Annotated in this window: 13 protein-coding genes; 4 read left to right on the forward strand and 9 right to left on the reverse strand. The window is 64.0% G+C overall.

Annotated elements, in window-relative coordinates; genetic code table 11:
* The first annotated feature begins 20 nt into the window (after positions 1-20).
* Both lipA and CMASS_RS07295 read left to right on the forward strand, forming a co-directional pair.
* A complete protein-coding gene (gene lipA, locus CMASS_RS07290) occupies positions 21-1,142 on the forward strand; it encodes a lipoyl synthase (RefSeq protein WP_051126798.1) in 1,122 nt (373 codons plus the stop codon).
* 60 nt (positions 1,143-1,202) lie between these two features.
* Positions 1,203-1,997 (forward strand): DUF4191 domain-containing protein, encoded by a 795-nt coding sequence (locus CMASS_RS07295; RefSeq protein WP_022862360.1) that lies wholly within the window; start codon positions 1,203-1,205, stop codon positions 1,995-1,997.
* A gap of 57 nt (positions 1,998-2,054) precedes the next feature.
* Here the strand turns inward: CMASS_RS07295 and CMASS_RS07300 are convergent, their stop codons facing one another.
* Positions 2,055-2,531, reverse strand: a complete 477-nt coding sequence (locus CMASS_RS07300; RefSeq protein ID WP_022862361.1) for an RDD family protein — start codon at positions 2,529-2,531, stop codon at positions 2,055-2,057.
* 123 nt (positions 2,532-2,654) lie between these two features.
* Here CMASS_RS07300 and glnA (CMASS_RS07305) point away from each other — a divergent pair, with 123 nt between their 5' ends.
* The gene (glnA, locus tag CMASS_RS07305; RefSeq protein ID WP_022862362.1) at positions 2,655-4,091 is read left to right on the forward strand and encodes a type I glutamate--ammonia ligase; all 1,437 of its coding nucleotides are present in this window, start codon (positions 2,655-2,657) and stop codon (positions 4,089-4,091) included.
* 51 nt (positions 4,092-4,142) lie between these two features.
* On the opposite strand, the gene CMASS_RS07310 is transcribed toward glnA (CMASS_RS07305), so the two are convergent.
* From CMASS_RS07310 to glnA (CMASS_RS07345), 8 genes are read right to left on the reverse strand one after another with little or no spacing between them, the layout of a single operon-like run.
* Entirely contained in the window at positions 4,143-4,670 is a 528-nt protein-coding gene (locus CMASS_RS07310; RefSeq protein ID WP_022862363.1) for an NUDIX hydrolase, read from the reverse strand.
* Entirely contained in the window at positions 4,670-5,728 is a 1,059-nt protein-coding gene (locus CMASS_RS07315) for a trypsin-like serine protease (RefSeq protein ID WP_169460786.1), read from the reverse strand. The genes CMASS_RS07310 and CMASS_RS07315 overlap by 1 nt, the downstream gene beginning before the upstream one ends.
* Positions 5,691-5,843: a hypothetical protein gene (locus CMASS_RS07320; RefSeq protein WP_022862365.1), complete on the reverse strand. Its 153-nt coding sequence runs from the start codon at positions 5,841-5,843 to the stop codon at positions 5,691-5,693. Before CMASS_RS07320 ends, CMASS_RS07315 begins: the two co-directional genes overlap by 38 nt.
* 5 nt (positions 5,844-5,848) lie before the next feature.
* Positions 5,849-7,303 carry a threonine synthase gene (gene thrC / locus CMASS_RS07325; RefSeq protein ID WP_022862366.1) on the reverse strand — a complete coding sequence of 485 codons (1,455 nt, stop codon included), beginning with the start codon at positions 7,301-7,303 and terminating at the stop codon, positions 5,849-5,851.
* An 11-nt stretch (positions 7,304-7,314) separates the two neighbouring features.
* On the reverse strand, positions 7,315-7,839 hold the full coding sequence (locus tag CMASS_RS07330; protein ID WP_156831753.1) for a hypothetical protein: 525 nt from the start codon (positions 7,837-7,839) through the stop codon (positions 7,315-7,317).
* Positions 7,836-8,261, reverse strand: coding sequence for a hypothetical protein (locus CMASS_RS07335; RefSeq protein ID WP_022862368.1), 426 nt, complete (start codon positions 8,259-8,261; stop codon positions 7,836-7,838). The genes CMASS_RS07330 and CMASS_RS07335 overlap by 4 nt, the downstream gene beginning before the upstream one ends.
* Before the next feature lie 50 nt (positions 8,262-8,311).
* Positions 8,312-11,419 (reverse strand): bifunctional [glutamine synthetase] adenylyltransferase/[glutamine synthetase]-adenylyl-L-tyrosine phosphorylase, encoded by a 3,108-nt coding sequence (locus CMASS_RS07340; protein ID WP_027018518.1) that lies wholly within the window; start codon positions 11,417-11,419, stop codon positions 8,312-8,314.
* A gap of 27 nt (positions 11,420-11,446) precedes the next feature.
* Positions 11,447-12,799 (reverse strand): type I glutamate--ammonia ligase, encoded by a 1,353-nt coding sequence (gene glnA / locus CMASS_RS07345; protein WP_022862370.1) that lies wholly within the window; start codon positions 12,797-12,799, stop codon positions 11,447-11,449.
* A gap of 186 nt (positions 12,800-12,985) precedes the next feature.
* Between glnA (CMASS_RS07345) and CMASS_RS07350 the strand changes: the two genes are divergently transcribed.
* Positions 12,986-14,041 (forward strand): DUF2786 domain-containing protein, encoded by a 1,056-nt coding sequence (locus CMASS_RS07350; protein ID WP_022862371.1) that lies wholly within the window; start codon positions 12,986-12,988, stop codon positions 14,039-14,041.
* Positions 14,042-14,102 lie beyond the last annotated feature (61 nt).

Genomic DNA, 14,102 nt, shown 5'->3' on the forward strand with positions numbered 1-14,102 from the left:
TAAAGCGTAGTGTGATCGACGTGACTGTTAAGCCTGAAGGACGCAAGCTTCTCCGCATCGAGAAGAAGAACTCGGAATCGCCCATCGAGCAAAAGCCACGGTGGATTCGTAACCAGGTGCGCACTGGCCCCGGTTACGAAGACATGAAAAACCGCGTGCGCGGGGCCAATCTGCACACGGTCTGCCAGGAGGCAGGGTGTCCCAATATCCACGAATGCTGGGAGTCTCGCGAGGCCACCTTCCTTATCGGCGGCAATTTCTGCTCGCGCCGTTGCGACTTCTGCGATATTAAGACCGGCAAGCCGGATCCGCTCGACCGCGACGAGCCGCGCCGCGTCGCCGAAAACATCCAGGAAATGGACCTTAACTACACGACCATCACCGGCGTGACCCGCGACGATCTGCCGGATGAGGGCGCCTGGCTGTACGCGGAAATTGTGCGCAAGATCCACGAGCTGAATCCGCACACCGGCGTAGAAAACCTCACCCCGGACTTCTCCGGCAAGCCGGATCTACTGGAAGAGGTCTTCGAGGCGCGCCCCGAGGTCTTCGCGCACAACTTGGAGACCGTGCCGCGCCTGTTCCGCCGCATTCGCCCGGCGTTCCGCTACGAGCGCTCCCTCGACGTCATCCGTCAGGCCCACGACTTCGGCCTCATTACCAAGTCCAACCTGATCCTCGGCATGGGTGAGACGCAGGAAGAAATCGAGGAGGCGCTCAAGGATCTGCGCTCGGCGGGATGCGACATCATCACCATCACGCAGTACCTGCGCCCTGGACCGCGCTTCCACCCCATCGAGCGCTGGGTCCGCCCGGAGGAGTTCGTCGCCCACGCGAAGCTGGCCAAGAGCTTAGGCTTCGGCGGTGTCATGTCGGGTCCGCTGGTGCGTTCTTCCTACCGCGCCGGCCGCCTGTACGTGCAGGCAATGGAAAAGCGTGGCTTGGAGCTGCCGGACAACCTCAAGCACCTCGCCGAGACCTCGCAGGGCGCCACCGCTCAGGAGGCGTCGACCCTGCTGGACAAGTACGGCCCCACGAAGGAAACCCCGGTGACCTCGCGGGCGAAGAATTCCTCCACGGGATCTGAAAAGGGCGCCGGCCAAAAGCCGAAGAAACCGTCGGCGATTACTGCTATCCGCTAAGGCTCTGCCCTGCAGGCGCAACGTTTTCCATTCCCCCACCCCTCCTTTAAGGTGTAAGACATGGCAAAAGGCGAAGATAAGGCCGCGTTAAAAGCGGCGAAGAAACGCGAAAAGCTGGCCAAGCGCGAGCGCAACAAGCAGCAGCGTTCCCAGATGTGGCAAGCATTCAACATGCAGCGCAAGCAGGACAAGGCGCTGATCCCGCTGATGCTTGCCGCCATTTTGGGCGTGGGCCTTGTCTTCTTCCTGATCGGCTGGCTGTTCCACGGGCAGTGGTTCATGCTGCCCATCGGTCTGGTCATCGGCTTCGCCTTGGCGATGTTCATCTTTACCCGCCGCCTCGAACGGGACATGTACAAGCAGGTCGAGGACAAGCCGGGCGTCGCCGGCTGGGCGCTCGAGCAGCAGCTGCGCAACACCATGGGCGTGGCGTGGAAGGTCGAGCCGGGTGTCGGCGTGACCAAGCAGCAGGATTTGGTGCACCGCGTCATCGGTAACCCGGGCGTCATCTTCGTCGGCGAGGGCGACCAGAAGCGTCTGCGCCCCACCATCAACCAGATGAAGAAGCGCGTGGACAAGCTGGTGGCGGGCGTTCCCATCTACGAGGTTTTCGTCGGCCACGGCGAGGGCGAAGTGCCGGTGAGCAAGCTGCGCAGCCACATCATGCGCCTGCCGCGCAATTACAACAAGGACGAGGTCTACGAGACCGCGCGCCGCATCGAGGCCATGGACGCCCTCCCAGGCCAAATGCCGGGCATGCCCAAGGGGCCGATGCCGCAGCAGGCAAAGAACCCTGCCGGTATGAACCGCCGGATGCGCCGGGCAGCGGCGCGGCAGAACAAGAAGAAGAAGTAGGGTCTTATCCCCTATGCGTTCAAAAAAGGGCGGGCCACGAAAGGCCCGCCCTTTTTCTTATGCGTTGATAACCACCGTGCCGGTGGCGCGGTCGTGGATCCCGCGACCATCCGAGTCCACCATGGCGGCCGGGAAGAAGAACGCGGTGAGGATGGTGCGCACGGCCGCGCGCCAGAAGCCGACGCGCTCGCCGGGGTTATCCAACCGGGCGACTCCCATGCCGAGCGCCATCATCCCCGGGGTGCGGGCGAACAACCAACCGGTGACGATGCCGATAAGCACCCAGACCAGGTAACCGACGAGCGCCTGCCCGCCGAAGACCGGCGTGAGGTGGACGATCACGCTGGCGACCAGCGCGGCCAGGATCCAGTCGATGAGCACGGCGAGTGCGCGCCTGCCCACGGGGGCGAGAGAGCCGGAGCCACTTTGCGGTAACCCCAGCTTCTCTCCCGGCCAGCGGGCTGGCGCGTCGGGGTCTTCGTATTCTCCCGGAATGTTCGGGCCATCGAGCCACGTGCGCTTCGGTTGAGCCATACCCCTTAACTTAGCGCGCGCGAAACGCCGCGCGAAAAGCGGACTCCGGGATTCCTGTGGGACACGGCGGGACTAGTACCCTAGGGAAAGAAGCATTTCCGCGACACCCCTCAAGGAGCCATTGTGTCCTTCGAAACCGTCCAGGACGTCGTCAAATTCATCGCCGATGAAGACGTGGAGTTCGTCGATATCCGGTTCACGGACGTCCCCGGCAGCGAGCACCACTTCACCATCCCGGCCTCCGAGTTCACCGAGGATGCTGCGGAGGAAGGCCTCGCTTTCGACGGTTCGTCGATTCGTGGATTTACCACCATCGAAGAATCCGACATGACCCTTCTGCCGGATGTGAAAACTGCGGGCATCGACCAGTTCCGCACGGCCAAGACGCTGAACATGAAGTTCTTCGTCCACGACCCGTTCACCCTCGAGCCGTTCTCCCGCGATCCGCGCAACATCGCGCGCAAGGCTGAGGAGTACCTGGTCTCGACCGACATCGCCGATGCCTGCAACTTCGGCGCGGAGGCCGAGTTCTACGTCTTCGACTCGGTGCGCTACCAGACGGACACCCACGCGCAGTTCTACTCGGTGGATTCCGACGAGGGCTGGTGGAACCGCGGCGCGGAGACCACCACGGACGGCTTCCGCAACCTGGGCTACAAGAACCGCTTGAAGGGCGGCTACTTCCCCGTCGCGCCCTACGATCAGACGGTGGAGTTGCGCGACCAGATGGCGCAGAATCTGAAGCAGGCCGGGTTCCAGCTGGAGCGCTTCCACCACGAGGTGGGCACCGGCGGCCAGCAGGAGATCAACTACCGCTTCAACACCCTGCTGCACGCGGCCGATGACATTCAGGACTTCAAGTACATCATCAAGCAGACCGCCAACCTGAACGGCAAGACCGCGACCTTCATGCCGAAGCCGCTCGCCGGGGACAACGGCTCCGGCATGCACGCGCACCAGTCGCTGTGGAAGGACGGCACGCCGCTATTCCACGACGAGACCGGGTACGCCGGCCTGTCGGATATGGCGCGCTACTACATCGGCGGCATCCTCGCCCACGCTGGCGCGGTCTGCGCCTTCACCAACCCGACGCTGAACTCCTACCACCGCCTGGTGCCGGGCTTCGAGGCGCCGATCAACCTGGTGTACTCGCAGCGCAACCGCTCGGCGGCCATCCGCATCCCGATCACCGGATCCAACCCGAAGGCCAAGCGCATCGAGTTCCGCGCGCCGGACCCGTCGGGCAACCCGTACCTGGGATTTGCCGCCATGCTCATGGCCGGCATCGACGGCATCAAGAACCGCATCGAGCCGCACGCCCCGGTGGATAAGGATCTCTACGAGCTCCCGCCGGAGGAGGCAGCCTCGATCCCGCAGGCGCCGACCTCCCTGGATGCCTCGCTCAAGGCCCTAGAGGGCGACATGGACTTCCTCACCGAAGGCGACGTGTTCACCGAGGATCTCATCGAGTCCTACATTCAGTACAAGACCGAGCACGAGATCACCCCTGCGCGCCTCGCCCCGACGCCGCAGGAGTTCGAGATGTACTTTGACTGCTAACTAACCGCGGCGCTAGGTCACGTTTAGCCTAGCGCTGCGGTCAGAAATGGCCTAGCGCTTGCGGTAACCCATCCGCGGCTTGAAACCCGCGGGGTGCCGCATCTGGGCCACGCCATCGGCAATGCACAGCCGAGCCCGGCGGTCGACGGAGTCCGGCAGCTGGGCCACGGAGAACCACTGGGCCTCCGTGTTTTCCTCGTCGCTGATGACCGGCTCGGCATCGTGAGGCACGGACAGACGCATCGTGGTGTCCATGAACAGGCACTCGTCGCCGTTGGGGTAGGTCACCGGCCCCACTTTGCCCACGCCGAGGAGAGCTTCCACCGTGGCGTCGAGTCCAACTTCCTCCTTGGTCTCACGCACGGCGGTCTCGGAAACCTCTTCACCTGGCTCACAGATCCCGGCGACCGGGGTCCACCTACCGTTGTCGGCACGCTTGACTAGGAGCACCTTGGGCACCTCCCAGATCGGCGCGCCCGCGGGTACCGGCCGGAGGATGATCGCGGTGCAGGCGGGGAGGAAGAGTTGCTTGTTCCCCACGTGCTCGCGGAGATCGAGGATGTAGTCAGGAGTAGGCATCAGGCGGCCTCGTTTTCTACGAGGTGGCCGGCAGTCTCGCCCAACTGGTCCTCGATGACGCGCTGCACGTCCACGATCGGGGTAAAGGACAGGCCGATGTCGCGATCGGCCGTGCACTCCTCATCGTCGCCGAGTTTCTCGGTGGTGCCGGAAACGATACCGACAATGACGCGCATTCCGTCCACGTCGGTGTAGACGGGTCCGCCAGAGTCGCCCGTCTTCGCGCACATGTGGGCGCGCGCAGAGGTCGACTCGAGTTTTTCTTCCTTTGTGTTCAGCGTCCCCTTTTCCTTATCCCCGGTGACCTTCCCGCAGGTGATATCGGTGCTGCGCCCCAGCTTGCACACCTCGTCGGGCAATTTCCGCAGGCTCTCGGCGACGGCCGTGTCTGAGTACGACGGGGTGTAGTACTCGGCGTCTCCCGTCAGCTCGATGAGAGCGACGTCGAGGTCGTGGGACTCCCCCGCGTACAGGTCGGAGTAGACGACATGCCCGATGGGTTCGGCCGGGTATTTGAACTTGCGGTTTTCCTGCCCTGCCCACACGGTGTCGCCTTCCTTTCCGCAGTGCGATGCCGTGACCGCGTACTTCCGGCCATCCGGCAGGCTAAAGGAGTAGGCGGCGCTGCACACCTGAAAGTTGAAGTACTCACCCGGTGTTGGTTCTTCCGGTGAGATATCCAGTGCCGTGCCCGGCGGCAGGGGTGACTCATCCGGGACAATATAGCTGTCCTTTTCGCCGCTGACCGCGCCGAAGCCGTCCTTGTCGGGCTCGAAAGACTTATCTGCCGAGCCGGTGCCGGCATCGGAAGCCGTGCTTGCCGATGTCTCCCCGGCCCCACCTTTCCCCGCGTGATCAGCGGGATCCGACGTGGCCGCGGGGCCGGCGGAATCGGTGCCGTCCGCGTTCGAGGCGCCGTTTTCATCGCCAATCGTGCAGCCGCCAACCAGCATGGAACCGGCGAGGACGGAGGCGGCCAGCAGGCGACCTGCCACGCGGCGCGCTGCTGTTTTGTGCGGGCTAATCAACGTCATCGCCTCCGGAGTGCTCGCTGTCATCTGCATCTGCCGCGTTGTCGCTATCGGATTGCGCGGCCGCGCGCATGTCACGGAGGAATTTCTCCGGATCGAACTCGGTGAAGTAGTCCGGACCGGCAAACTGCTCCTGGCCCATGCGTGTTACACCTCCGTGTTGTCGATTGATTGCATGATGAAGTCTTTCACAGCCGCCGCATCGTTGGGCATCTCGGTGACGTAGCGGCCGCCCTCCATGATGTGGGCGAAGCGCTCGGGAGCGTCCGGATCGTGCCCGACGGCTGCCCGGATGGTCTCGGTGAACTTGACCGGCAGGGCCGTTTCCATACACATGATCGGGGTCTGGACCCCGGCATCCTGGGCAGCGCGGGCCGCCTTAATGCCATCGGCGGTATGCGGGTCGACCACGACCCCGTAGGCGTTGGCGACGTCCCTAATTGTCTGCAGACGATCCGCGTGGTGGGAGGAGGCGGAGAAGAAACCGTACTTTTCCGCCGCGGCATCGAGAAGCTCGGCTGGCAGGGTGAACCCGCCCTTTTTCACCTGGTGGGCGAAAAGGTCTGCGGTGCGCTCCGCGTCGCGGCCAACGAGGTCGAAGACGAAGCGTTCGAAGTTCGACGCGCGCGAGATGTCCATCGACGGCGAGGACGTCGCCACCGTCTCCGCGGCGCTGCGGGGGCGGTAATTTCCGGTGCGGAAAAATTCATCGAGTACGTCATTCTCGTTGGTCGCCACGATGAGGCGGTCGACCGGCAGGCCCATTTGCTTGGCGATGTGCCCCGCGCACACGTTGCCGAAGTTGCCCGTCGGTACGGCGAACGACACCCGCTGTTCGGCGGCGGGGCGCGAGCTATCGGTAGCGCGTAACCAGGTCAAAAAGTAGTAGACCACCTGGGCCATCAGCCGCGCCCAGTTGATGGAGTTGACCGCCCCGATTCGGTAATTCGCTTTGAACTCCGCGTCGGAGGAGACCGCCTTAACCACGTCCTGGCAGTCGTCGAAGACGCCGTCGAGAGCGATGTTGAAGATGTTCGGATCCTTCAGCCCGAACATCTGCGCCTGTTGGAACGGCGTCATGCGGCCGGCCGGGGTGAGCATGAAGACGCGGATATTGTCCCTGCCCCGCATCGCGTACTCGGCCGAGGAGCCGGTATCACCCGACGTGGCGCCCAAAATATTGAGGCTTTCGCCGCGGCGGCCCAGTTCGTATTCAAAAAGCTCCCCGAGCAGCTGCATCGCCATGTCCTTGAACGCGGCGGTCGGTCCTTGGGATAAGTGGCCGAGCAACAGGCCATCGCCAAGCGCGGTCACGGGTGCGATATCCGGGGTGTCGAATACGGGCTCGCGATACGCCCGCCGCGTCAACCTCGCCACGTCCTCAGCGGGGATGTCATCAATGAACAGCGTGCAGATCTCGGCGGCGACGGCAGCGTAGCCATCCGTGTGGAGAAGCTCGCGCCAGGTGTCCAGCTGCGCGGAATCCACCTGCGGGTAGGTCTCGGGGACGAACAGGCCCCCGTCGGGGGCTAGACCGCCGAGCAGGATATCCGTAAAGCTAGCGGGAATGCGCTGCGGATCTCGCGTTGAAATGTAATACACGAAGACACAGCTTACTGGTCCGGCGACTGCAAGATAACCGCTTCGACCGGAGCATCGACCAAGCCGGAGTCGTACGCCTTTAACACCGCGTCGGCTTCCTCCGCCGTGATTTCCCCGCCGTGCGTTGCCTCCCGCAAGTTGTCGACGAGGTGCTGACGGGTGGCCACCGTGTCCACCGTGCGCCCGGATTCATCGGCAGTAAACGCGCCTTGCGGCAGACCCATTGCACGGGCTAGTTCCGCCAGTGCCGAGTCGTTGGTGGAATCTTCGGGGTTGCGACGATCGATCTGTGAGCCGCTGAGCACCTCTTCGACCGTCTTGGCGTTTTTCGGTTTAGCCGGCGGCTGGAGCATGATGACCAGCACCCCGAGCAGCGCGATGACCGCCGCGCCGCCCACAACCCACGGCCAACGGATGGGCCGGGATCGCAGGCGCGGTCGCCGGACAGAAGTCCGCGCGCGGACTGGGCGCACGACGGCCGCGGTCTCACCACTGTCCGGAAAGCGTTCTTCCCGCGTGGCGTTGGGCGTGCTCACTGGTCGTCGTCCTCCACGTCGAAGTGACCGAACGGGCCGTTATGACCGGAGTGACCAGTGTGCGGGCCGAATCCCCCGGTCGGGCGCGGCGGTTCCTGTTTGCCGGTCAGAATGTCGACGACGGACTTGATGGCGGCCTCCCCCACCGGCCCGACGGGATTGCGGGATCCGCGGGAATTGCGCGGGCCCGGCGCGTCGTGGTGGGCCGGCTGTGGTCCGCGATCCCCGCCGTGGCGCGGGCCGTGGTGAGGCAGATTCTGGTGCCCCGCCGATTCCGGCTTGTCGATGGTGATGTGCAACGTGCTGCCCTCAAGCGAGAGCTGGGCGTCCGGCTTGACGCCGGCGGCCTGCGCAGCCGTGATCACAGCGGTGAGATCCGCAAACGTGGCGTCAGAAATATCAACAGACAGCGTTAAAGCCATGGGAATATGCCTCCTTTGTCTTGCTGACCGCAAGGATAAAACACGCACCTTTAGTCGTGCTCGAAAGATTCTGGCTCTCCCCAGAAGACTTCATCGACGATGCGTCGCGCGTGCCGGGTTGCTTTCAGGTAAGCCTCTAGAAACTGTTGGTTCTCGGCAGGATCCCACCCGGAGGCCGCCGCCACCTGCGCGAGCTGATGCCCTGGTTGGGGCAGCTGGTCGACGCGCTTTCCGCGGACCAAAACCAGCGCGTTGCGCGCCTTGGTGGCCATCAGCCAGGCATCGCGCAAAATGGTGCACGCGTTTGCGGAAAGCAGATCCGTGTCTTCCAGCACGTCGAGGGCCTGCAAAGTAGAAGGCTCGCGCAGTGCCGGGTGTAAGTGCGCATGCATCATCGTCAGCAGCTGCACGGTCCACTCGATGTCGGTCAGCGCGCCGCGCCCCAGCTTGGTATGCGTGTTGCGGTCAGCGCCCCGCGGGAGCCGTTCGTTATCCACCCGCGCTTTCATCCGGCGGATGCTGCGGATGGTGTCGGCGTCCGTGCCGCCGTCTGGGTAGCGGAAGCGGTCGATCATCTCAATGAATTTCTTCCCCACCGCCTCATCTCCGGCGACGAAAGAAGCGCGCAGGAGTGCCTGCATCTCCCACGGTTCGCCCCACTGCGAGTAGTAGCGTTCGTAGGAGTCAAGGGTGCGCACTACCGCACCCGATCGCCCCTCCGGGCGCAGGCCGAGGTCGACTTCCAATGGCGGGTCCCCGGAGGGCGTAGACAGGCGGCGCCGCAGCGAATCCACGATGCGGGTAGCCCATTTCAGTGCGTCGCCGTCCTGCGTCGGCTCGGCGACGAACATGACGTCCGCATCGGAGCCGAAGCCGAGTTCCTTGCCCCCGAGGCGCCCCATGCCGATGACCGCGATGCGGGCCGGTGGGCGGGCGTCGTCGTGAGCGTGGCGCCAGGCGCGCACCTCCGCGCGCAAGGCGGCCTCCAGCACCGCGTTCCATACAGTGGATAGGTGCTCGCACACCTGCCGCACCGAAATGAAACCGAGCAGATCGGCCGCGGCGATGCGGGCAAGCTCCACGCGGCGCAGCGAACGGGCGACGGCGACGGCTTTGGCCGGGTCGAGGTGGCGGCGCGTCGAGTTCACCAGCGCCGAGGAAACCTGCTCGGCGGTCGTGCCGAGCAGCTTCGGGCCGTCCGAGCCATCGGAGAGCAACTTGACCACGTCGGGCGCGGCAATGATGAGGCTTGCCGCATACGGCGAGGTGCCCAAAATATGCATGAGGCGCTGGCCGACGATTCCTTCATCCCGCAGGGTGCGCAGGAACCACGTGCGGTCCAGGGCTGCCTCGGATAGCTTGCGGTAATTCAACAGGCCCGCATCCGGGTCTGCAGTGGCAGACAGCCACTCCATGAGGGTGGGCAACAGAATGGATTGGATGCGCGCCTTGCGGGAGCTGCCGGCGGCGAGGGAGCTTAAGTGCTCGAAGGCGCGATCGGGATCCCCATACCCCAGCGCCGCCAGCTGTAGTTTCGCGGCGTGCGGGGAAAGCCTCTGTTCCGCCTCGGACATCCCCGCCACCGAGTTCAGCAGCGGCCGGTAAAAGAGTTTGGAGTGAAGATCGGTCACGCGCAGGCGGGCGCGTTTGAGCTCCGCCGACAACTCGTCAGCAGCCGAACGCATCCCCTCCGGGGTGAAACCAGCGATGGTCGCGAGCCAAGCCCATCCGTCGGTGTCAGTGTTGTCGGGCATGGTGTGGGTGCGCCGAAAGCGCTCCAGCTGTAGGCGGTGCTCCACGAGGCGCAGGAATTCGTAGTCCGCGATGAGCTGGTTGCCATCCTCGCGGCCGACGTACCCGGCGGCTACCAGTGCCGCGAGCGCCCCGACAGTCGAGGCTTCCCGCAGGGTCGCATCGGAGCGCCCGTGCACCAGTTGGAGCAGCTGCACGGCGAACTCCACGTCCCGCAGGCTGCCGGTTCCCAGCTTTAGCTCGCGCTCCTGCATGTCCTTGGGCACGTTATCCAACACGCGCCGGCGCATGCGCTGCACGTCCTCCACGAAAGAGTCGCGCTCGGAGGCTTGCCACACCAACGGCCCGAGCTGTTCTTCGTAGTCTTTGCCCAGCGGGAGGTACCCGGTCTGGGCCCGGGCTTTGAGCAGCGCTTGGAACTCCCATGTCTCCGCCCACCGCTGGTAATACGCCACGTATGAATCGAGCGTGCGCACTAAAGCGCCGGATTTTCCTTCTGGGCGCAGGTTGGCGTCCACTTCGAAGAAGCAGGCGGTGCCCACCTGAATGGTTTCCGAGGCCAGACGGGTCGCGCGCGTCTGTGCGCGGTTCTCCCCTACCGCCTCGGCGACGAAGACGACGTCGACGTCGGAGATGTAATTGAGCTCGCCCGCGCCGCACTTTCCTAAAGCGATGACGGCCAGGGTGGTGGTCAACGGCTCTGCTTCGTCCCCGGTTCCATAGACGGTGCCGCAGGCGACGGCGAGGGCGGCGGTTAGGGCGGCATCGGCAAGCGCGGTTGTGCGGCGGGTGACATCGGTAAACGGCACCGCCGGCTGCGGCGTGGTCTGCCCCTTGCGGGAGTGGAACGTGCCGGCTAGGTCGTGGGCGGCAATCCGCATCATGAGCGTGCGGTAGGTCTCGCGCAAGCGGGGTTTCGCCTCCGCGCCCACCACGCCCGCCCGGTAGGTGCCGGGGGTGTCAAGAGTGTCGCTCGCAGAATCGGGGTGTTCCAGCGGCGCGGCGTAATCGGCCGGGCGCGCCTCGATGGACTCGAGTAGCGCCCGGTTCATCTCCGCCGGTTCCGGCAGTGCTTTGCCCAGCTCCCGCCACTGCTCCGGATGCGCCACCAGGTGATCGCCCAACGCAGTGGATGCCCCCAGCAGGGCAATGAGCCGCACGCGCAGCGCTTCCTCATCGCGCACCGCACGATCAAGGGCTGCTGCTTCCCCGTCGAGGGCGGTGTACAGGCGCACCAGGTTGTTCAGCGCCAAGTCGGGATCGCCGGCGGCGGCAAGGCACCACAAAAGCTCGGTCGATTCCGCCGAGTCCCACCCCAGGAATTCCAAGTCCTCCGCGGCGGTGGAACGAGTTAAGCCCAACGTTGCCACAGACGGCATTCGCCGGGAGTGTCCCTGCTGAGTCATAGCGTGCTCCTTTCCCGCGTTCCGGCCCTAGATGTCGAGGTTGTTGCGCAGCTCGAAAGCGGTGATCTGTTCCTGGTAGGCGTGCCACTCGTCCCATTTGGAGCGCAGGAAGAACTCGAAGACGTGCTCGCCCAGCACGTCCGCCATGAACTCTGACTTTTCCAGGTAGCGCAGGGCCTGATCGAGGCTGAGCGGAAGATCCTTGTACCCCATAGCGCGTCGCTCGCGGCGGGTAAGTTGGTGGACATTGTCCTCCGCGGCGTCTTCCAAGTCGTAGCCTTCCCGAATACCCCGCAAACCCGCCGCCAGGACCGCGGCGTAGCCCAGATACGGGTTCATCGCGGAGTCGATCGATCGGATTTCCACCCGGCGAGATTCTTCCTTGTTGAGGCGGTAAGTAGGAACCCGTACCAGCGCGGACCGGTTGGACACGCCCCACGTGGCGGACCCCGGCGCCTCGGCGCCGAACATCAGCCGCTTGTAGCTGTTGACCCACTGATTAGTCACCGCCGTCAGCTCGTTCGCGTGGGCCAGGATGCCGGCGATGAACTGCTTGGCGGTGTCCGAGAGCGAAAACTCGTCGTCCGGGTCGTGGAAGGCGTTGGAGTCCCCCTCGAACAGGGACATGTGCGTGTGCATGCCGTTGCCCTGCCACTGCGGGAAGGGCTTGGGCATAAACGTCGCGCGCACCCCGTGGAGAGTGGCCACGTGCTTGATGAGGTAGCGGAACGTCATGATGTTGTCAGCGGCGTTTAACACGTCCGCGTGCCGGAGATCGATTTCCTGCTGGCCCGGCGCGGTCTCGTGGTGGCTGAATTCCGTGGCGATGCCCATTTGTTCCAGGGTGGCCATCGCCGCGCGGCGGAACCGGGGTGCCGCATGCGGGGAGGCTTGGTCGAAATAGCCACCGTTGTCGGTGGGCACCAGGTTGTCGGGGTCTCCGTCGGCGCCGGAGGCTGACTGTCGCAGCAGGAAGAATTCGATTTCCGGGGAGACGATGCATTCGAACCCGTCGTGGGCGGCGCTGGTGACCTGGCGGCGCAGAATATGCCGTGGATCCACCATGGATGGCTGCCCGTCCGGCTGGGCGATATCGCAGAACATGCGCGCAGACCGCAGGTCCGAGTCGTCATCATCAGCCGGCATGATTTGGAAGGTCGACGGATCTGGTAGCGCAATGGTGTCCGATTCGGAAATGCGGGAGAACCCCTCGACCGACGAGCCGTCGAAGCCGACTCCCTCGTCGAAGGCCGACTCCAGTTCCGACGGGCTCATCACGACCGATTTGAGCGAACCGAGGATGTCTGTAAACCACAGGCGAATGAAGTGGATATCCCGCTCTTCGACGGTCCTAAGAACAAATTCTTGCTGGCTGTTCATGTCTGTCGACTCTACCGGTTGCAAGACGTCTGCCCACTGGATTAGGCAACCGGGAATAGTCCAAACCCCCAGCTGAGCAGACTATCTCGGGGGTAGTGCGCAGGGGCAACGGCCACCGGCCGTGTCCGAAGGGTGTGCCAGAGTAAGCCACGCGAATGAAACACATATTCGAAAAGGATGACTCTCATGCCCCTGCCGATCTCACTCCGTAGCCGTGTAGTAAACCTCATTATTTTCCTCGCCAAATACGGCTGGGGACCAGACGATCTGCTCCACGTTCTCGGCCCCGCAAGCCATCCCCTCCTCTTTGAGGCAGCCCCCTTTATTCCTGCGAACATCCAGACAGTCACTCTGCGCAAAGCGTGGCTGCGCCTCGGCCCGCCGACCCAGACCGACGTCGCCGACAAAGATCTGCACCGCATGCTCAAGCTGATGCCGAGCTTGGGCCAGCTTGACGATGCCGCTTTGCTCACCGCCACCTACAGCGATCCCAGCAATTCCAACCTCACCGACAAACAACAGCGCGCTCGGGAACGCGTCGAGAAACTTTTGCGCAAGGCCGAATCGACCCAATTTAGCGACGAGGCGGAATCGCTCGTGGCCAAGGCTCAAATGCTGCGCCAGCGCTACCGCATTGAAGAAGCTAAAGAACCAGAAAACCTGCGCGTCATTACCCGCCGGGTGTATATCCATTCCCCGTGGGTTAGGCAGCAGTATCACTTGCTGGCCTGCATCGCGCACTTCAATGGCACTGCGACGCTACTTCTCAACAAACACGGCATCGCCACCGTCTTCGGTTCCCCCAGCGACGTCGAGCACGTTATTGACCTTTACCGAAGTCTCAATCGACAGTGCGCGTTCTTCCTGGACCGCAGCCCGAATGCCGCCGCTGCCCGCGCCAACAATGAGACCGCCGCGTACCGCCGCAGCTTCTGGATTGCCTACGCGGACCGGATATCGCAGTTGCTGGATACAGCAACCACCGCACCGCATGCCTCGGACGGCGACGAAGACGGCACCTCTGACACAACCGCGGTAGCGCTGGCCGAGTCCCTTCCCGCGCTCACGGCGCGGTACGACCGAGCCGTGGATGCGATGAACGAGCTGTTTCCCAATCTCCGAGTCATGCACCTATCCGCTTCGCACGTCACCGGATTCACTGACGGCGCATCCGCGGCAGACAGGTCCCACCTCGGCGGTGACAGTGCCGGCCTTGCCGGGCAGCGAGCGATTTGCGGTTAGACCATTCGGACCGCGGGTAGGGTGAAGGCGAACCGCATAAGTCGTCCTTTCTCCACGATGA

The sequence above is a fragment of the Corynebacterium massiliense DSM 45435 genome, assembly GCF_028609805.1.
GTDB classification, from domain to species: Bacteria; Actinomycetota; Actinomycetes; order Mycobacteriales; family Mycobacteriaceae; genus Corynebacterium; species Corynebacterium massiliense.